Source organism: Enterococcus sp. NPDC086594, from assembly GCF_044746145.1.
GTDB classification, from domain to species: Bacteria; Bacillota; Bacilli; order Lactobacillales; family Enterococcaceae; genus Enterococcus_D; species Enterococcus_D entomosocium.
Genome location: NZ_JBIVBP010000006.1, coordinates 148,793 through 168,177, shown reverse-complemented (window position 1 = coordinate 168,177; position 19,385 = coordinate 148,793). Strand labels below are relative to the sequence as shown.

The following is a 19,385-nucleotide window of genomic DNA, read 5'->3' as shown; positions in this document are numbered from 1 at the left end:
AACCTTCCTATTTCCCAAATTCACATTAAGAAGCTTCTTGAATGTGTACTTAAGTGAACAAACAAGGTATTCTCTATGTAGACTTATTTTTGTGCAACTGGAGGAATTCGTATGACAAATATGGTTTATGGGTACGCACGTGTCTCCACAAGACAACAGGATCTCTCGCGTCAGTTAGATTTACTTGACCGGTATGAGTGCAATAAAATTTATACGGAAAAGATCAGTGGTGTTCGTGCGAATCGTCCTGAATTAAATAAATTAAAAAAACGAGTGAAAGAAAACGATAAAATCATCATTGAAAGTTTCTCGCGACTAGGAAGAAGTACCAAAGATCTCATTGATCTTGTCTACTTTTTTGAAAAAAAAGGAGTAAAGCTTATCAGTATTAAAGAAAATTTTGATACGCAAACCCCACAAGGGAAATTGATGATGACTGTTTTCCAAGCCTTTAGCCAATTCGAACGAGACATCATCGTCGAACGGACCAAAGAAGGCTTAGAATCCGCTCGTGCTAGAGGAAATATCGGTGGTCGCCCACGAATCGATCCTGGACTGATTCAACACGCATTGAACCTTTATCAAAAAGAAGGAAAAGCTGTTGTGGATATCTGTGCCCAAACAGGGTTAAAACGATCAACTTTTTATCGTTATCTTAGTCTGGAAAAAGAGGAGATCGTTTCATAAATACAAGTGCTGGCTAAACTTAGTACTCTCGGCTGCTCACTATATAAATAAACAGGACGAACATTGCTGATGTTTGTGATTGCTTTTTTGTTCTCTCTTAAAGCAATTCATCCAGCTTGTTCGTCCTGTATGTTTTATTCTTCTAGCTCTTTTGTCGATCCTATTGTTATTTTCTCCATGATTTCTTACGGTACAAGAGCACCAACCCGCCGATTAAGAATAGGATACCTGTAACACTTAGCAAAACACTGCTTGTTTCTCCTGTTTTTGGCAGTTGCTTAACAGTGGATTGTTTGCTTGCTTTGATCGGTGTTGTCTGTCCTGTTGCTGAGGGGTTGTCTGATTGTTCTGATGGACGTTTTTCGTTTTTCTCATCATCGTTTGTTTCTGACGTCTCTGTCTCAGGACGTGCCTTAATTGGTTCTTCTGTTATTGGATCAGACGCTTCAGTTTCAGGAAATTCAGTCCCAGGCGACTCACTTTCCGGGCGATTTTCTTCTGGTACTTCTGTTGGCGTTTCGTCAGGTGTTTCGCTGACTTTTGCTTGTATAGTAATCACGGCATGGGCAATCACTGCTCCGTAATGGTAGGAAACCGTGTATTGACCGACTATGTTGTTGTTCACTGTGCCATTGACTTCTACTTCTGAAAAGGCTACTTTTTTGCCATCACGATCGGTGGCAGAATCAAAGTTTGTTTCTGGCAACCATTCATCGCCTTGCTTGATCGTTGAATCGTGGACTTTTAGGGATGTTTCATCCGCTTTGACGGTGATAGTGGCTTTGCTTTCTACACCACGATAAATGTAAGTGACCTCGTACTCGCCTGCTTTCGTTGTGTCTGCTTTTCCTGTAACGGTGATATCTTCAAAATCAACAGGTTTACCATCCCGATCTGTTGCGCTATCGAAGTTGTCTTTGGCTGTCCAGTTTTCCCCTGTGTACAACTCGCTATCGTGGACTTTGACTGTAGTTTGATCGGCTTTGACGGTGATAAGGGCTTTGCTTTCTAAGTCATGATAGCTGTATATAACTTCATACTCGCCTACTTTCGTCGTATCGACAATCCCTGTGACAGTGATATCCCCAAAATCAACAGATGAACCGTCTCTATCTGTTGCATTATCGAAATTATCCTTAGCTGTCCAGTTATCCCCTGTGTACAACTCACTATCGTGGACTTTGACTGCCGTTTGGTTGGCTTTGACGGTGATAGTGGCTTTGCTTTCTACGCCGTGATAGCTGTAAGTGACCTCGTACTTTCCTGCTTGCGTTGTATCGACAGTCCCCGTGACAGTGATATCCCCAAAATCAACAGATGAACCATCTCTATCTGTTGCACTATCGAAATTATCCTTAGCTTTCCAGTTGTCCCCTGTGTACAACTCGCTGTCATGGGCAGTCACCTTGGTTTGGTCAGCTTTGACGGTGATCACAGCTTTTGATGCTACTCCATCATAACGATAAACTACCTCATAGGACCCCGTTTTTTTAGTATCTACGCTTCCTTCAACGTTCACATCCGCAAACGAAACTGGGTTGTTATCCCGATCTACGGCTTGATCAAAGTTATCTTCTGCGGCCCAGTCATCGCCGACGTATATCGAAGAATCATGAACCTTAATCGCAGTGAATCGTGGTTTTACGAGTATCGTTGCTTCTTTACTCACATGATTCAATTGATAACTGATTTTATACGTAGCGGCTTTGTTAGTATCTACTTGTCCGGAAACACGACCACCCTCAGCAATAAATTCCTCATAAGTCAAAGTTTTGCCTTCTTTTGAAATAGCTTGCTCAAAATTATCCGCCGCTGTCCATGTATCCTGTTCATAAATCGTGGTATCTTTCACGGTCAGATTGGTATAGTCAGTCGGTGCTTTTTGATAGACGTACGTCACCGTTACTTCGCCACGAGGAAGAACACCTTTTGCATTCGTTGGCAGTTGACTGGTATCAAGGATGTACCCCGGAATTTGTGGAATAAACGCACTTGTAGAGACATCATAAGGCTCATTGGTACTATCATTGATCGTTTGGGAAGGATAGATTTCCATACCAGTCTCATCCACATATTTAATGGTCAGATGGCTATTTGTAAAGCGAATATTATATGTTGCTGTAAACAAAAGGTTACCGTTAGCGTCGGTATATTCTAAAACCGCTGTTAAACCGTAATAGTTGATCGTAAAACCTGTGAAGCTTGTCCAAGATATATTTAATTGATTGGTACCAGTCACTTCACTTGTATACCATAGTCCCACTAGCATGTATACCTTATCCGTTTTGTAGACATAAAAATCTTCTGTCAGCTGCGGGTCTTGGTATAGTGTTTGGTGTGCGTATTTTTCCGGGATTGGCAAATCCAAAACCAGTGCTTTATACTTGATCGGATCATATTCTACAGTCAGATCGTAGTTGAAACTCTCGATACTCTTCGTTGATTCTGCAGCGAGAGGTTGACTATCCGTAGATTCTACATTGGTTTCAGCAGATGGGGCAGTAACTGAAATTTGAGTTTTTTCTGCAACATCAGCTGCGTTAGATTGATTTGTTTCTGAGTTTGAAGTGGTGGTCACCACTTCACTTTCGGTTGTTTCAGAAGATATGACGTCAGCATTTCCTTCTTGGGTATCTGTCTTTTCTCCTGTGTTCATGCTTCCTGATGAATCTGCCAGCAAGGGAACCGATGAGTCTATGAATGGTGTTTGCTGCTCTGTTTGTTGTGTTTCTGTTGCCTGAGCGATCGGCCATGTGCTTGGAAAGGTTGTCCCTAAAATCAGCATCCCTATTAAACCTCTCTTAATTATAACTACGCGTTTTTTCATTTTTACTTTTTCTCCTTTTTCTTTTTCCAAACTTTATTCACACTTACTTCCGTTCCAATCTGTCCAAATTTTGGTTGACTGCAACTGGCAGGGGTGTTTTCTATAAAATAAATTCCTTAAATGACTGTCCTTCGCAAAAATATGTGGGCGCCGCATCTTTAACATGAATTCCTTCAATTTTCAAGGGATAAGACTTCTTGAATGGCCCAGAGTATTATATAATTTACTTAAAACGAATGGTTTTTATATTCGATCGCTGATCGCTCCCACAGGGTCTTGAAAGAGGTGGTGACATCAATGTTAGAAAATTTATCCATCAACTTACATCGAGATAAGGCATTTTCTCGTCAAGTAAAAATTCTGCAAGTGCTAAATGCAGCACCCGCAGGGTATCACCCGCAAGAGTTGGCGACATTATTGGGACTTTCCTTGCCTACAGTCTCTAAAGAATTAAGTATTTTAAGCGACAGTTTGCCGAAAGATCTGGTCAAGATCAAACTTTCTGGATCCAACATCGTTTCGATTGAGTATGCACCAAATGCTTCAATCAATTCTGCCATTCAGCTTTTGGGCATGGAAACGTTGGAGTTTAAAATCATGTCTAGTATCATTGATAATAAAAAATACTCTATTCACCGAGCAACGATCGAATTTGGCTATTCCCGCAGTCATCTGTTGCGAACGATCAGTTATATGAACAAATCTTTACAAACCTATTCTGTGACCATCGCAACGAATCATCTTGATTTTATCGGTACCGAAGCCGATATTCGCTTTTGTCTGTTTGTCTTTTTCTCCGCTTATGGCGATAGCACGATCTTAGATAAAGACAGCCCTGCAGATGCGCGTCTTCTGGTCCAAAAAGCAAAAGAAGCCAACAAAAAAGATTTGCATTACAGTCATTATCGACTTGCCCTATGGCTAAGTATTGCCAAGCGTAGGTGGCGCTATTCTTACTTTTTGACATTGCCACCGTCTTTAGAACGCAATCTATTAGAGAAAGAACGCTTCGCTGTTTTCTCAAAAATATTAAACGAACATTATTTGAAAAAATATCGGATCATCCACTTGCCGCAACAAGAACTCCTTTGGATCTTCCTCAATGCTCTCCACTGCATTTCGTATAGTACGATGGATATTAATGGGGAAAGCGAGGCGGATTACATTTTTCACCATACAGAGAAACCAGAAATTCTCGCAGAAGTTGCTGCCTTTTTAAAGAAACCTGGAATAGCTATCCTTCCTGCAGCATCACACAAAATCATCGCATATCTCGTAAATCTCCGCTTGTTAACGATGATTTCTGCGAATTACGAATTTGCCGATCCCCAGATCAAAACCTTTGTTGAAGCGACATTCAAGACGGACTACCTTGCTTGGAATAAATGGTTGAAACAATTTAATGAACAAAGTCGTTTCTTTTCGTTTACTCACTTAGAGCATGTCGCAGTTACGTTGACCTTGTTAAGCGAACTTTCTTCTAGCAATCAGCTGAAAAAACATCTCAAAGTGGCCTTTGCTTTTCAAGGTGGTGCAGGATTAGATGCCTTTTTAGCCGCATCAACAGAGCTATTCAAAAATGACCATACAGAAATCAGTTATTTTTTTGAAGTGGCTCCTGATGAACAAGAATTGTTCCATCGAGAAATTGATTTGATCGTTAGCAATTTTGACTTGCATCTGAAAAACAACCCCAAATTTAAGCAACTACGAATTTCCAATGTTCCTACCCTTTCGGACTGGACGATCATCCACAAAACGATTGAACAGCTGATTCAGCCAAGAATCACACCGATTCATTGACCTAAGGAAACTGTCGGCCTTCTTCAAGGAAGCGCCGTCAGTTTTTTCATTGCATGGTTTGCTATTTTAGTCCTTTCCTAAGTATCCATTTTTCTTTTCTCTTAGCGTGTCTATTTTTTTCACATCCGAAAAAAATCAGACCTTTTTTCAAGATTCCTCTCCTAACAAACGCTTTTCTTTTCAAGCGCAGCGTAAAAATTCATTGTCTTGTTTTCGTGTGCTGCTCGTAATCCCTGAAAAGTTGGGATGTTTGGTGTATTTTTTATGATAGAAATTTTAGCAGCTACTCTTAGCCCCAAATGTGAAAAGCGTTATTTTAAAAGCAAAGAAACATACGATCAAAACAGACTGCATGTTTTAAATAACTTTTGTATCTATTTTTTTTATTTACTAGAAAAAAAAGAAATCTTCTCCCCGCTCCTTTTTTGTATAATAGGTAAAAAGAGAGGGGGACCAATGTGGATTTTATCAAAGAGCTGCACTCCTTTAAAACGATCGTTGAAGAAGGTACGTTTACGAAAGCTGCTGCTAAATTAAACTATGCCCAATCGACGGTTACGAACCATATCAAAAAGTTAGAAGAAGAGTTAGAAGTAGCGTTATTTTTGGAAGGAAAAAGCAATGTACTCACGTTGGAAGGTGAATTGTTGAAACAGGCGGTTCCTGGTCTGATCGCTCAGTGGGAGGAGGTCAAAGAACAGTTGCTCAATGCTTCGAACACAGTCGAATATTCTTTACGGATGGGCATCGTCCCCCCTTATGACATGTTGATTTTACCGGAGCTTCTCCATGTATTTTCCCACCAATACCCAAAAATAAAATTCGAGATCATGGTGGGATCCACGCTGGCATTAGCCGATGCATTAAAAGAAAATCGTATTGATTTTGCGTTATGCTCACTTCCTCACGAAGATTCCTTTGTCTATGAAGAACTTTTACAAGAAGAAATCTGCTGCATCACTTCGATCACGAACCCATTGATCATTAAGGAATTAGCCGACCTTACAGGAATCCATCTATACAGTTCCGGCGGTGACTGTCCTGCACTTAGAAATATCGAGGGCTACCTTGACCAGTGTGTACCTTCGCTCCAATGGGAATATGTCAGCAGCAGCACGACGATTCCTTATTTGATTGAACAAACAGGCTTCTGCGGTCTAGTCCCGCGTTCGATCATTGATCAAACATGCGCTCAAGTAAAAATTTTATCACTGCCTTTACCGAATCTCCGCATGACGATTGGCTTACTGTCAAAGCAACCATTGACACTTTTCCCGAATATTACAAAAAAGTTTGTCTTTGAGTTAAAAATGCGCTTACTGTCATTGTTATAAAACCAGTTTGATCAAGATCGATTTTTATGCAGTTATTCTTCAAAAAAAAATGATAGTATTTATTCTAGCAGCAAAGAAGCAGCGTGAAAACAAATAGCCGCACAACCTCTTTCTGTTCTACAGACGTTGTGCAGCATAGCTTTTCATTTCGCTTATTATTATTCAATCAGATGATTACCTCTTGTTTCGCCACTCACTTTTTGTTATCATTTTACTTTTTTTATGCAAACTGGTACGATTATTCATGCTATCCGCAGGAGATAAAAAAGCCACTGTTGTTCTTTACATTTCAGAATTTTTTACCGATTATAAAAAATAGAAACGTTCTTTCATCCTTTCCAATGTATACTCTACTTTGGAAAAGAACAATCACCAAAAAAGGCTGGACTTGAAAACCGTTCGATCATGTTTTTAGTAGCAGGCAGTTATTGCTCAAGGAGCCTATTTTTGCAATTGTCAGAAAAAATAGACGATGAGAAAAGGAGGAAAAACTATGTTTATCATTGAAGCGATCTTCAGCTTTCTAAGAGACACATTAGGTGTGATCCTGGCCATTCTCTTAGGGACGCTTTGTTTGTCGATGGTGATCAATCTGATCGTTATCGTTGTAAAAAACACCTATTCAAAATTTAAAAAGAATTATTAACGAATCGCTGTCTTCTAATAGATAGCTTTTTTAGATAGTTTTTTCAACCTCTCAGGTCTCTTTTTTGCCTTTATAGTATCTTTTTTCAAACTCAATCCAAGATTTGCTGAATTCATGGTTGGAAAAGGCACTTTTTAAGCCTGAGCGCTGCTTAAAGCGAAAGACCTCTTCGCGGTCCATCCCCAATTCCTTGGCAATTCGTTCATCCGACCACTCGTTAGCGACCAACTGCTGCACGATGTTTCCCATCTTCTCGATGCCATGGGTACCACGTGCTCGATTGTGGCGAATCGTTGAAGCGATGCGATTCTCAAAAGGCTTATCGATCACTGTGACCGGAACGCTTGGCAATTCTAAGCGATCTTTTGCTACGACATACCGATGAAACCCATCGATCAAAATATACTTGTCCTGCTCCTTATCGTGGTAACAAACCAGTGGCTGCGTAAAGCCATCTTCCCGAATCGACAGTTCCAGCAAATCCATCTCTGGAGCAGCCACGGTGTTGGGATTATACGTATTCGCGTGAATCTTGCTGACTGGGATCAGCTTCGCCGCTAACACTGGAAAATCGATATCGCTCATGAGGTACTACACTCCTTTTTAGAAATGAATAATTTTTTGTTTGTCGATAGACCGCAAACCCTTTTGACTCCAAAAGTGCAATTTCACTAGGCTGGTTACTAGAAGCGAGAATCTCTGCTTCTGGGTAGTTGCGGCTGATATCCACCAACATTTTCCGTAAAAGAAACTTTTTAAATTGAGCAGTTGGATCTTTTTCATAAAATTCCCCTAGCTCCACTTTATTGACGCCTTTTTCATAATAAGAAAAAGCGGTCACCCGTTTTTCGTCATCAAGAATCACATACCAGTAGCAGTTCTCATCATTGACTAAGTACGGAAATTGCTGCTGATACACCCGTTCCGCAAAAAATGCCCCCATCAATTGATAGAATTGGCTTTTCTTATACGGTGGAAAAAATAAAACCAATCGTTCGTTCACAAAACCCTTCCTCTCTAGGGACACATTCGTCCATCGTTAGGTGATTTTTTTCGTTAAATACTCATATTTGGCATTCAATTTTTTTAACTGATACTTGGGTAAATGCTCGATTCCCAACGCCGCCCCAAAATCGACCGCCAACTCATACAATTCCGTCTCATCTTTTTTCGTCAGACTGTATTGTCGCGTGCTCAAAGAAAAATCATTTTTTTCTAACGCACGAGCGATCCCTTTCCAGTCATGCCAGAGTACTTCGTTTTTCAGCCACTCCTTACGTTTGGTCACATCGGGAATGTCTTCCACTTCGATCCCGTGCTTTTCTCGATAATGATCAATCAAGATTGTGATTTTGCGGTAATAATGGTCCTGTAATTTCTTTGAATAAAGTCCAATTGATTCCAGTAAAAAGACCGCATACTCTTGCCAAGTCATATGACTTGGCTTTCTCGTATTGTAATGCGCCAATAATCCCGTCTGGGCATACAATCGACCAAAATTGGCTCCTGACACGCGGTTGACGACGCGTTCCCACGTTTCCGGTTCCACCAGAGCATATTGGTATAAGCCTTTTCGTTGTTGCATACCATAAGGCTGACAGATTCGCATTTGATGAATCGGAACGCCATGATCATATAATTTTTCATAAAAGCCATTGATCGGCCAGTCAAAATGGGCATAGGCGCCCCAGACATCTTCTGTCTTCCAATCATAGATGGGGTAAAAATTGACGACCATGGAATCTGCTACTTGCCGTTTGATCCAGCATTGCTTCCGAAAGTTATACTTTGGCGAAGTTATCGACCGATATCGGTATAGACTTTCCTGTGTTCTGATGCCAACGCCACAAGCAACGGGTTCACACTGATGATAGTTTGCGTACCAGTGAGCAAAGTTTCGTAAGAACTTATCTGGATTCATATTTGCACTCTGATAGATTTCCATCAATGATTCATCTAAATCAGCAAGTGAAATTGCATCTTTTGGCATCATCTGTACCCACTTCTCACGTTCTTGTTCATCCCACATCAGCCATTGTGGCTGAAATACGCTAGTGTTGTTGTCCTCGTAAAAGGGCAAACAGAAGTGAAAGGTTTGATTGATAGTTGGTAACGCTTTGATTTTTTCCATGAACGTTCTCGTAGCATCATAATTTGCCTCGATATCTAAAATCAGCAGATCAAAAGTTTTCTTTTTTTGTCGGGCGACTTGGTCAGCCAACTGAATCATGGCACCGCTATCTTTTCCACCACTGAAAGAGAAATAAACATGGGGAAAGGTATCAAAAATATATTCCAGGCGCGTCATCGCCGCTTCCAGCACATTATCCTTACAATATTTCTTCATAAAAGCTCATGTCCTCATTTTATTTGTCCTTTTTTTGAATAAGTATTACATTCTAGTATAAAGTTTCACTTAGCTTCTTACAAGGACTTAAGGGAGATTTTGTATTCGATACATGCAAATAATTGTTAGCTATCATTGCAATGTGTTCCCCATTGCTCACTACTATTCCTAGTAATCAAGAAAAATAGTAGAAAAATTCCTTCTGAAACAAGTTTTATTGCTTTTCTTGATTCATTCAGCCAAAAGGGTTTGAAGGACTTTTTCAATACGCTTCACTTGTTTTTCATTGAAGTGGGACAGCCATTCTTGATCCGCAAGTAAACGCTGAATCTCTTGCTGAAGGTCTTTGTATCGACTGGCTTCCTGGATGTTTTCAGTCATTTTCAAGAAATTACTAATTTTTTCTCCTTTAGGCAGCAGTACATACTCTTGCTTGATCCCTTCAAACTTGTCTTCATGATCAATCACCAAAAGTTGAGTGATCAAATCATGAGCGATCCACCGATGATAGGAGTTTTTATGGGTATGCAATGCCCAGATCCGTTCCCATTCATCATAAATCAGCTCAGGGTTTTTAACGGCTACTTCTTTAATGATCAAATAACTATTAAAATACTCATTGATATGATTTTGACCATCAACGATATTCTCCACTAGCCTCTCTCTTACCTTTCGATCATCGATCGCCGTTTGCACAAACGGTTGGGGATCAAAGGATGTTGTCTGGAAATGACCTGCGATTTCTGGGTAGTCCATGCTTTCACCTTCTTTAAAAATTATAAGATTATTTTACAGGTTTGAACCTCTAAGTTTATTTTAACAGAATCTATGTGCGAAAAAAGTGGCTTTTATATTCCCCTTCTTTTATCAATCATCCATTCTGATAATGTAGGTAGACTAACGCCACTTTGAATATCATACTTTTTGGAAAACCCAATTTAAAATTGAAAACAGCTGGAAAGAATCCTTTCGATCCTTTATCCACTAACACTGCTATCTATTGATTTCTTCCGTTCGTCTATTGAGCGCTAGGAAAAGTGCAAGCTTCCTTTTATATCCTTTTCTGAAAGGAGCCCTTCACAAGAGAACCTGCTGGCAACTACTTTCTCGTTAAATTCCCAATGTCACTGACACAAAAAAGGAAGTCCCGCGTTCGGGACTTCCTAACGTTCTTTTCTCTTCAAATACTATTTCACGCATAGCTGCGAGATGCTGGATCACGCGTCCTTTCTCCGAATACCTCGGTCGGTAGGCATTTTGATCCATTGTTCTGGTGGACGCTTTCTGATTTTTTTTGGTGCAAACATCAGTTGAATAGTTCTTTTGACAAAGTTATTTCGGTATACGTTTTCCATAACTTCCACGCCCTTTTCAATTGATTTAGGAAGCGGTGACGTCGATCCTTCTTCCTATTTTTATTATAAGCCCCAATCCGGTACAAAACAAACAATTCAGCTGCTGTTTTCTCCCATTCGTTTAGATGAAATCTGTGGTTGCTGCTAAAAAAAGAGGCACATATTCTTGAATAAAGTTCAATAAGCCACCGCATATTTATTGAAAAAAATAATGAAAAATTGCAGAAAAAGATCGAAACTACTCGAGACAAACGCCAAAGGGCTGTGTTTTTGAATGAAAAATCGTTTCACTTTACTTTTTCTTAAATTTTAATTATTATTCTTTTGAAATAAGAATAATGAAGGAGATAAAAACATGGAAAAATACCAAGTGTTCCCTGGTCAAAACTATCAGGCAAATGTTATTGGCTTTACCGGTTTACAAGAAGTTAGTGTGATTCATGTTTACGAGAATACTGCAACTGTTCTAATCAAAGAAACAGCTGAAACAGGTGTTGCTAAGCTATGTAATTTTCTAGTTGGTGCCACACAATTAGTTAGTTGATCCTCTTTTATTAACCAAAACATGAGGAGCCATTTGCCATCCAACATGTTGTAGGAAAACGATTTGAAAGTAGTCCTTTGTGAGCTTGCTCTTTTCCTATTCATCAATTACAGCAGTATTTTTATTTATCTACTCAATATCTCTCTACTTTATATATAAATAGTGTTAGAATGAACAAAAGGAAACGTATCAGGCTTCCCCCAAGAGAATCTTCCCCAAGTACTCTTGTCTGATACGTTTCCTATTTTTGTGGCGAAAAAGCCACAGACCAATGGTAGCCCTTTACTCTGTGAAAAGCAAGCATTCAAAATTGATTTTTTCTTTATTTTTTTATTTTATCTCCTCAAATTCCCTTTAAAAATCAGGCAAAAACACACCTCTCGTAATAAGGTGTGTTCTTTTTTTGACAATGATTATTCACGAATAATAAGTTCATAAGGCAGAATGATCTGTTCTTGTTTTCTTTCTTGAAACAAGCGAAAGGCTTCTTTGCCGCACTGATTCAGATGAAACTCAACGGAAGAAAAATGCAGCATTTGACTGATAAGCAGGTTTTCTTGTCCAATCACGATGGGTGCTGTCCCGTGGGAGTATTGATTCAAAATCATTGCTGCGATTTCGTCTCCATTTGTGATCACCCCATCGATTCCTCGTTCTTTAAAAAAGGCTGCTGCGGAAATCCCGTCTTGTGCTTTGATACAATCCCAATAAATATCGGCTTCCGAAAAAGCAGGAAACAGCTCCTTGGCTTTTGCGATGGTATTGACTGAATTGCAGCTAAGACGTTTGCTGCGCCCGAGCGTCAGTCCCAAACGTTTTACGCCTTGTTCTTTTAAATAATTGATACTAGCTGTCACAGAGCCGACCAAGTCGATCGCAACGAAAGGAACAGCAGTACCGGTCGAATTTTCACAAAAAACGATCGGTCCTTTTTCCATGTAGGGATAAAACGTCTCGATATGATTTGCGCGGGTAATGACGATCAATCCGTCAAACCCTTTTGCAGCGAATTCTTCTAGATATTCTAGTTCCAATTTCCGATCAAAATTGGTCGGCAATAACGTCACTTTGTATTTTTTAGCAAAGGCTTCTTCCATAATGCCATTTAGAATCCCATCAAAAAAGGCGTGATTGACAAACGGCACGATGACCCCAATATTATAGGTTTTCCCCGAGCTAAGCTTTTGGGCGATCTTATTCGGTTTGTAATCCAGTTCTTCCATCACCGCCAAAATCGCTGCTCGCTTTTGCTCATCGACATAAGGATGGCCATTGATCACACGAGAGACTGTCGTGATCGAAAAACCAGTGATTTTTGCTATATCGCGTATCGTTGCCATTTCCTTCATTCCTATCTGTTTGTTTTACGATTGACCTAAGTCTACCATAGAAAATTTACTGATTCACTTTCGACAAATTTTCTGAAAAGGTCCCTTGGTTGATTGTACGGTATGAAACGAGTTTCATAGCAAGACTTAGACTCCTTGAAAATAAAAGAAATTTATTTATAAACAAAAACTGATTGCTTAGCAAGCTACAAGCGCTACTTAAGCAATCAGTTTTTCTACTGTTTACTGAATCATTTCTTTTGATAAGCTTTTACGTTTCTTCGTATACCTTCGCATCAGTAACTCGATGCCCTTATCCGCAAAGCGTTGCATATAGGCGGAAAAATTCAACAAGGCAATCAAGAGAATGAGGTTGAGATAGCTGGTATTGCCTAGGTTAAAGAGGTCACGACCGACGATCAAGGCAGCAAAGTACAAGATCTGGGTGCTGAAAAAAATCATCGTTCGATAGCTGTTGATAGCTGGATAGACTTTTTTCTGGATCAAGCGATAGTTCCAAGCGGTAAAAATAATACTCATGATCGATAGAGCTTTGCTGCTACTGTTGAACCAATAGCCAAAGTTGATGATCAGCAGAGTTCCTACCGTAATCGTCAAGGCTGTTGGAAAAGCATTTTTGAAAATCGTTGTCATAAATTCCCCTTTGATCCGATTGAAGTCTGGTTCAAAGTTTAAAAAGAAGGTCGGAATGCCGACAAAGCAGGCATTGATGATCGTTAATTGGATCGGCTCAAAAGGATATGTCGTTCCTGATAACAACGTCCCCATAGTGATCATGATGGAGAATAAGACTTGCACTAGCACCAATGAACCTGAGCGAGTAATGTTATTGATTACTCGGCGGCCTTCATCCATGACCGATGGCAAAGCATCGAATTGATTTTCCAAAAGCACCAAATTTGATACTTGACGCGCAGCATCGACACCGGAAGCCATCGCGATGGAACAGTCGGCTTCTTTCAGCGCCAAAACATCGTTGACGCCATCGCCAGTCATCGCGACAGTATGCCCTTGTTCTTTCAAGTAGAGTACCATTTCTTTCTTTTGTTGCGGCGTCACTCGACCAAAAATCTGATAGTTGCTGACAGCTTCTTTTAATTCGGCTGCAGTTAATTTTGATACATCGATAAACTCAGCAGCCCCTGGTAGATTGACTTTTTTCGCGATTTGACTGACTGTCACTGGATCATCGCCAGAGATGATCTTGCATTGGATTGCTTGTGAACGAAAATACTCCAAGGTCTCTTTGGCATCTTCACGGATCGTGTCTGACAGTAAATAAAATCCTAACGGTTCAATATCCGTCGGCAGTCCTGCCTCCTCATAGCCTTGCGCACTGTGCGCCAAAACGATCACCCGGTAGCCTTCTTCTGCCAGCTGTCTTTCCTGTTTTAAGACAGCTTCATGGTTGGTTCCCAGTAAAATCGACGCAGCTCCGATGAAATAAGTGCCTTGCCCTTCAAACGTGACGCAACTGAATTTGCGGTCAGATGAAAAGGGGACGACTTGCTGCATCTGGTACGTCGTTTTTTCTGAAAAAAAGGTTCGTAGCGCCATTGCCGTTGGGTTCTGATCGGGTAGCTGAGCCATTAAGTTGCCGGTGATTTCTGCCAACGGTGTTTCCGATTGTAAGGAAATCGTCTTTTCCACCGTCATCTTGCCTTCGGTGATCGTGCCGGTTTTGTCTAAGCAAAGAACATCGACCCGTGCCAAAGCATCAATGCAGTTCAATTCCTGCACCATCACTTTTTTGCGCGCCAGATAGACGGCACTGATGGTCAATGTGACACTGGTCAATAAAAACAAACCTTCGGGGAACATCCCTACAGCTGCCGCCACCGTCCGTAAGATGGCGGTGTTGAAAGCCGCATGAGAGAAATAGAACTGTTTGACAAACAAGAGGGTACATAACGGTACCAAAATCAAGCTGATCCAACGAATGATTTTATTCAAACTGCCTTGGATCAAGTATTTTTGTCGTTTGATGGTCTTGGCTTCTTTGTTGATTTTTGCGATATAGTTGTCAGCGCCTACGTGGATCACTTGGCACAACGCTTCACCAGCAGTGATAAAACTGCCAGAAAACAACTCGTCTGCCGGCTGTTTGTGGATCGTATCCATTTCACCAGTCAGCAAGGATTCATTGACTTCTAAAGATCCTTGAATGACTTTGGCATCCGTCGGCACTTGATCCCCGCTTTTCAGTCGTAACACATCATCCATTACGAGTTTGTGGATCGGCAAATTCTCCAGCTTACCATCCCGATAAACATCGGCTTTGGCAACTTTTAGCAGTGCCAGCTTATCTAGCGTTCGTTTGGAACGAACTTCTTGAAAGAGATTGATGATCACATTGCTGAAGACAACAAAGACGAACAAACCGTTTTGATAAGAACCCGTCAAACAGACGAGAAAGAATAGGACACAGTTGATTAAATTGAAAAAGGTAAAGATATTGGTAAACAGGATTTTCGGGTACGTATTCGTCGTATCCTTTTTTGTCTTATTGACTTGACCGCGCTGCACCCGCGCCTTGACTTCCCCTGACGTTAAGCCAATGGTTTGGTTGTTTTCGATGATCCTCACCCTTTCTAATCATAGTCATTTACTTTTCGTTTGCTGAATATTCAGCAAACGTGCATCGGACTAGGTAATGGTTTTGCGTTTTTTCTATAAAACCAATTGGCGGCGATTGCGTAAGTTACGCCATCATCTATCGGCTTTTTTCCGTAAAAAAACAAGTACTGTCTAAAATATAGCATACCCTTTTAAGTAATGGCGTTTCATTTTTGTCACCTTCGCGTCACTTTAGGAATTAAAATAACAGTTTATTTTGTTAACTCACCCCACTACACATCAAGCGATCACAGGCTTCATCGGTTGTTTCTTACGATGACACAAAACAAAAAAACAGCTGATCTTCACAGATCAACTGTTTAACAATTCTTTAAGTCAGCTTTTTCTAGCAGCTATTAGCAGCATCATCGGTCGGCGCATTTCGTCTTTCATTCCCGGTACTTCCAGTAATTCTTCTGGCGGCTGCGGCTCAATCACTTTTTCTAAAATGAAGCCGTTTTGCAATAAGGTCATTAAATAGGTTGTCAGGGTACGATGGTATTTGGTCACCGTTTCACCTAAAAATTGCGCTTCCCGCTTGCCTTCATAATAGTAATGATCGACTGGGAAATGCTGGATTTCCCCCTGCCTATCATACTGCCAATCTTGCGATCCTTCCGCAGTATAAACCGGATGCTCCACCGAAAATACGAGTACACCACCAGGTTTCAGACAGACCGATATGCTTTTGATCAATGTTTCGAACGTTGCCACATAGTGAAACGCCAATGAACTTAAAACAACGTCTATTGTGGCTGGAGGAAGTGTCACTTCTTCCATTGCGACACATTGATACGTTATTTTCGGATCAGGGTTCCTTTTCTTGGCCTCCTCAAGCATCCGTTGAGAAATGTCAGTTCCTAGTACTGCTGCCGCTCCATGGTCTACAGCATATTGGCAATGCCATCCATACCCACAACCTAGATCAAGCACCTGCTTCTTTTTAAAATCCGGCAACATTTGTTTTAGCGTCTGCCATTCTCCAGCTCCTTGCAGGCCTTTTTGTGAACGAGTCATTTCACTGTATTTAGTAAAAAACGTTTGGTCATCATATTTGTTTTCTTTCATCATTTGTTCCTCCCATGTAAATCGTTTTTTGCTGGTCTTGATCTACATGGGCTTAGGCAATTTTTTGGGAAATAATGCCACCACACATCAGCTTTTTCCTCCTTGCTCTGATTAACGCCATCATAGCACGATTTTCAGTCTCTCACAATTGATAGCAAGTCGCTGGCGCTTCTTTGCCATTGTTTCTCAATAAACCGTTTTTTATGTACAGCAAAAAATCACACTATGAAAAGGGTGTGATTTTCCTGTTCGATTCATTCATTTCTCTATTGATCAATGCAGTGCTTCCTTTTTCCATTTTCGGATTTTCGTTCGGAAATTGGTAAACGGTGCTACTGTATTGATATGGATCCATTTATAGACTGGCCACTGTGCTTTGGTGGTTGCCCAATCCCGTTGCCCTGCTTCAAACAATTCCTGATCGGATAAGCCCTCGATCCACTGGCAAAGGGCCGTCACTTTTTGGTCTAAGAGCTCTTGCTGCTGTGCTAAGGTCAAACTGCCATATGTCTGATAAAAGGATTGATACAATCCGCCAAGGTTGTTCCATTTATACCCTTCAGCAGGTGTGTGAACGCTCATCCCTTGTTGTTCCTGTGCTTCCCATGACAATAACAAACTGACCCAGCCGATTTGGTAAGACAAGTTTTCTGAAGGCGTCTTATCGACCCCAGCTGTTCGCTGATTTCGTAACGCTTCGGGAATTTCAACAAATTCTTGGCGAAATTTTTGGTAACGTTCTGTGATCTCTTGGATCAAGTCTGCTTTGCTTTCGTACTGTCTCATTGACTGTCCTCCTATTCAGGAAAATGGTTACTCTTTGTCGCTTTCTTCAATGGCGATAAAAATCGTTACTTCGCCGTCTGGCGCATACTGTTCGAAATCAAAGGAATACCTGCGCTGCAACTGCTGGTTTTCTTCCTCTGACCAGACTTGACGCCAAGTTGTCAGAATGCCCTGCGCATCGCGCCGATCGACCGGATACTTTTTCCAAGTATATTTTTCTGTATCAAAGTCTGCTTGCTCCGTTTGTTCGAAACAAAGCGAAACGGCATAGTCTCCTTGATAGTTTGACTCATACTCGTGGTAAACGCAAGCGATGACCGTTCCTTTTTCTGCGGCTTTCTTGACCGCCTCGCTGTTTTTCTCCCATAAGCCAGTGATTTTTGCTTGAATCGCTGGATCAGTAAAATTATTGGTTCTTTCCGTTGCCATTATCGAAAATTTCATTGGAGTTCCTCCTTCTTTGTCTTTATGATACGATAGAAACCTAGACACCTTCTGTCAGTGTTTTATCATCTTTTTATAAAAGGAGTAACCCCAGTGAGCACGACACGCCTGTTCGGCCTTATCTACCACCTGTTGAATCATGAAAAAGCAACCACTTCTGAATTAGCCAAACAATTTGAAGTCTCGACTCGCACCATCACCAGAGATATCAATACCCTAAGCAGTATTGGCGTACCCATCTATACCGAAACGGGTCGAAATGGCGGCGTCTATTTGTTAAGCAGTTTTGTGTTGGATAAAGTGTTATTATCAGAGGAAGAACGGAAAAACCTGCTTTTGGCGTTGAAAGGGATTCGCCAGCTGACGCCACAGATCAGCGGAGAATCATTGGCAAAACTGCAATCCTTATTCCAGCAAAACGATGCAGACTGGCTAGAAGTTGATTTTTCCACTTGGCATCGGCGAGAAAACGGCAACGACATGTTTGATTTATTAAAAAAGAGTATTTTAACGAACCACGTGATCACCTTTGACTATATCAGTAAACAGGGACCGCAAAAACGCGTCTGTCAGCCTTACAAACTGCTTTTTCGTTCGCAAGCATGGTATCTGCAAGCCTTCGACCAGCAAAAGAATGCCTTTCGGACATTTAAAATCAGCCGTATGAGTCAGGTCCACGTCACTGAACAGCATTTTTTTCCGGTCACTGCGCCTAATTCTGCCATTGAATTGACTGTTGACACCTATCCCGCTCGTCTATTCTTTCAAGCCGACGTTCTTTATCGGGTATATGATGAGTTCGATCATCAGGATATTACTTTGACGGAGGAAGGCACTGCTGTGGTTACCGTTGATTTACCCGAGGAAAGCTGGGTGGTGCCCTATTTGTTCTCTTTTGGAAAAAGCCTACGCATTTTAAGTCCCCCTCGACTAAAGAAGCGTTACCAAGAAGAAGTTGCTGCGATTTATGCCAATTTGACTGAGAACGAGGGTGCGAACTGATTTTTCAAGAAATGGATCCCTATTGAAAGGAGTGTTTGATTTGAAAGAAGTGATCGTAGACTATGGCGGGGTTTCGCTAGCCCGCCTTTGCCAGCAGTTGGAAGAACAGCAGATTCACTTAAACGCGTATGCCAACCAGCTCTTGCGCCATCCCCACCTCTCCCTCAGTGCCGATAAACAGCGTACTACTTGTGTGATTGTTTCCCTTAAAGAACTGGGACTCACACAAGGTGGCTCGTTGACGGAGATTTTTGCAGCTGCACCTTCTTATGGACTGACCGATTGTACATTGGAAATGGCCTTACACTTTCGCCTCAGTTATCATCAACTGGCAAATAGCACCGGACTGAAATCCCAAGGAAAAGTGCCAGCTGCCGCAATCACGATCGCTTCTGTGCCTTTGGAAAAAACCGACGATTTCCCCAAAGGATTCTACGTTCGCCGCATCGATGGTTGTGACTGGTTGCGAGGCTATACTTGCGATGCACGCTACCAGTTTGCACCGGATGACCTGTTTTTGTTTCAACGACGAGACCCGCTGTCAGAGACCTTCAACTGAAGGGGGAACAAATAGTTA

17 protein-coding genes are annotated in these 19,385 nt (G+C 41.2%); 7 read left to right on the top strand and 10 right to left on the bottom strand.

Translation table 11 applies throughout. The features are described from left to right. The first annotated feature begins 111 nt into the window (after positions 1-111). A complete protein-coding gene (locus ACIPK1_RS11055) occupies positions 112-687 on the top strand; it encodes a recombinase family protein (RefSeq protein ID WP_005232006.1) in 576 nt (191 codons plus the stop codon). Between the two features lie 166 nt (positions 688-853). On the opposite strand, the gene ACIPK1_RS11050 is transcribed toward ACIPK1_RS11055, so the two are convergent. Continuing rightward, positions 854-3,514: a bacterial Ig-like domain-containing protein gene (locus tag ACIPK1_RS11050; protein WP_086299112.1), complete on the bottom strand. Its 2,661-nt coding sequence runs from the start codon at positions 3,512-3,514 to the stop codon at positions 854-856. Positions 3,515-3,811: 297 nt separating this feature from the next. Here ACIPK1_RS11050 and ACIPK1_RS11045 point away from each other — a divergent pair, with 297 nt between their 5' ends. From ACIPK1_RS11045 to ACIPK1_RS11035, 3 genes are all read left to right on the top strand, one after another. After that, the gene (locus ACIPK1_RS11045) at positions 3,812-5,317 is read left to right on the top strand and encodes a helix-turn-helix domain-containing protein (RefSeq protein WP_400450863.1); all 1,506 of its coding nucleotides are present in this window, start codon (positions 3,812-3,814) and stop codon (positions 5,315-5,317) included. Between the two features lie 458 nt (positions 5,318-5,775). After that, positions 5,776-6,651, top strand: a complete 876-nt coding sequence (locus tag ACIPK1_RS11040) for a LysR family transcriptional regulator (protein ID WP_086299111.1) — start codon at positions 5,776-5,778, stop codon at positions 6,649-6,651. 493 nt (positions 6,652-7,144) lie between these two features. Continuing rightward, on the top strand, positions 7,145-7,297 hold the full coding sequence (locus ACIPK1_RS11035) for a hypothetical protein (RefSeq protein WP_008377957.1): 153 nt from the start codon (positions 7,145-7,147) through the stop codon (positions 7,295-7,297). Positions 7,298-7,348: 51 nt separating this feature from the next. Here the strand turns inward: ACIPK1_RS11035 and ACIPK1_RS11030 are convergent, their stop codons facing one another. From ACIPK1_RS11030 to ACIPK1_RS11015, 4 genes are all read right to left on the bottom strand, one after another. Then, on the bottom strand, positions 7,349-7,882 hold the full coding sequence (locus ACIPK1_RS11030) for a ParB/RepB/Spo0J family partition protein (RefSeq protein WP_005232014.1): 534 nt from the start codon (positions 7,880-7,882) through the stop codon (positions 7,349-7,351). Continuing rightward, complete coding sequence (locus tag ACIPK1_RS11025; RefSeq protein WP_050790962.1) at positions 7,809-8,300, bottom strand: hypothetical protein; 492 nt, start codon at positions 8,298-8,300, stop codon at positions 7,809-7,811. Before ACIPK1_RS11025 ends, ACIPK1_RS11030 begins: the two co-directional genes overlap by 74 nt. Before the next feature lie 36 nt (positions 8,301-8,336). Then, entirely contained in the window at positions 8,337-9,644 is a 1,308-nt protein-coding gene (locus ACIPK1_RS11020) for a DUF3440 domain-containing protein (RefSeq protein ID WP_008377955.1), read from the bottom strand. Positions 9,645-9,875: 231 nt separating this feature from the next. Then, on the bottom strand, positions 9,876-10,400 hold the full coding sequence (locus tag ACIPK1_RS11015; RefSeq protein WP_016619925.1) for a hypothetical protein: 525 nt from the start codon (positions 10,398-10,400) through the stop codon (positions 9,876-9,878). A 954-nt stretch (positions 10,401-11,354) separates the two neighbouring features. Here ACIPK1_RS11015 and ACIPK1_RS11010 point away from each other — a divergent pair. Further along, positions 11,355-11,543 (top strand): hypothetical protein, encoded by a 189-nt coding sequence (locus ACIPK1_RS11010; RefSeq protein ID WP_005227564.1) that lies wholly within the window; start codon positions 11,355-11,357, stop codon positions 11,541-11,543. Between the two features lie 413 nt (positions 11,544-11,956). On the opposite strand, the gene ACIPK1_RS11005 is transcribed toward ACIPK1_RS11010, so the two are convergent. The 5 genes from ACIPK1_RS11005 to ACIPK1_RS10985 all read right to left on the bottom strand — a co-directional run bounded on the left by ACIPK1_RS11005 (position 11,957) and on the right by ACIPK1_RS10985 (position 17,806). After that, a complete protein-coding gene (locus ACIPK1_RS11005; RefSeq protein WP_008377949.1) occupies positions 11,957-12,883 on the bottom strand; it encodes a LacI family DNA-binding transcriptional regulator in 927 nt (308 codons plus the stop codon). Positions 12,884-13,114: 231 nt separating this feature from the next. Beyond that, entirely contained in the window at positions 13,115-15,478 is a 2,364-nt protein-coding gene (locus ACIPK1_RS11000) for an HAD-IC family P-type ATPase (RefSeq protein ID WP_086299110.1), read from the bottom strand. Positions 15,479-15,844: 366 nt separating this feature from the next. Beyond that, a complete protein-coding gene (locus ACIPK1_RS10995; protein ID WP_176285388.1) occupies positions 15,845-16,576 on the bottom strand; it encodes a bifunctional 2-polyprenyl-6-hydroxyphenol methylase/3-demethylubiquinol 3-O-methyltransferase UbiG in 732 nt (243 codons plus the stop codon). 273 nt (positions 16,577-16,849) lie between these two features. Then, positions 16,850-17,362, bottom strand: a complete 513-nt coding sequence (locus ACIPK1_RS10990) for a ClbS/DfsB family four-helix bundle protein (protein ID WP_005232023.1) — start codon at positions 17,360-17,362, stop codon at positions 16,850-16,852. Positions 17,363-17,389: 27 nt separating this feature from the next. Then, positions 17,390-17,806, bottom strand: coding sequence for an effector binding domain-containing protein (locus ACIPK1_RS10985; protein WP_086299108.1), 417 nt, complete (start codon positions 17,804-17,806; stop codon positions 17,390-17,392). Between the two features lie 93 nt (positions 17,807-17,899). Here ACIPK1_RS10985 and ACIPK1_RS10980 point away from each other — a divergent pair, with 93 nt between their 5' ends. After that, entirely contained in the window at positions 17,900-18,808 is a 909-nt protein-coding gene (locus ACIPK1_RS10980) for a YafY family protein (RefSeq protein WP_086299107.1), read from the top strand. Beyond that, entirely contained in the window at positions 18,798-19,367 is a 570-nt protein-coding gene (locus tag ACIPK1_RS10975; RefSeq protein WP_400450858.1) for a helicase, read from the top strand. Before ACIPK1_RS10980 ends, ACIPK1_RS10975 begins: the two co-directional genes overlap by 11 nt. Positions 19,368-19,385: the final 18 nt, after the last annotated feature.

Bases quoted from the DNA above. Each gene is read 5' to 3' on its own strand.
- ACIPK1_RS11055 (WP_005232006.1), top strand. From the start codon at position 112: ATGACAAATATGGTTTATGGGTACGCACGTGTCTCCACAAGACAACAG.
- ACIPK1_RS11050 (WP_086299112.1), bottom strand. From the start codon at position 3,514: ATGAAAAAACGCGTAGTTATAATTAAGAGAGGTTTAATAGGGATGCTG.
- ACIPK1_RS11045 (WP_400450863.1), top strand. From the start codon at position 3,812: ATGTTAGAAAATTTATCCATCAACTTACATCGAGATAAGGCATTTTCT.
- ACIPK1_RS11035 (WP_008377957.1), top strand. From the start codon at position 7,145: ATGTTTATCATTGAAGCGATCTTCAGCTTTCTAAGAGACACATTAGGT.
- ACIPK1_RS11030 (WP_005232014.1), bottom strand. From the start codon at position 7,882: ATGAGCGATATCGATTTTCCAGTGTTAGCGGCGAAGCTGATCCCAGTC.
- ACIPK1_RS11020 (WP_008377955.1), bottom strand. From the start codon at position 9,644: ATGAAGAAATATTGTAAGGATAATGTGCTGGAAGCGGCGATGACGCGC.
- ACIPK1_RS11015 (WP_016619925.1), bottom strand. From the start codon at position 10,400: ATGGACTACCCAGAAATCGCAGGTCATTTCCAGACAACATCCTTTGAT.
- ACIPK1_RS11010 (WP_005227564.1), top strand. From the start codon at position 11,355: ATGGAAAAATACCAAGTGTTCCCTGGTCAAAACTATCAGGCAAATGTT.
- ACIPK1_RS11005 (WP_008377949.1), bottom strand. From the start codon at position 12,883: ATGGCAACGATACGCGATATAGCAAAAATCACTGGTTTTTCGATCACG.
- ACIPK1_RS10995 (WP_176285388.1), bottom strand. From the start codon at position 16,576: ATGAAAGAAAACAAATATGATGACCAAACGTTTTTTACTAAATACAGT.
- ACIPK1_RS10990 (WP_005232023.1), bottom strand. From the start codon at position 17,362: ATGAGACAGTACGAAAGCAAAGCAGACTTGATCCAAGAGATCACAGAA.
- ACIPK1_RS10985 (WP_086299108.1), bottom strand. From the start codon at position 17,806: ATGAAATTTTCGATAATGGCAACGGAAAGAACCAATAATTTTACTGAT.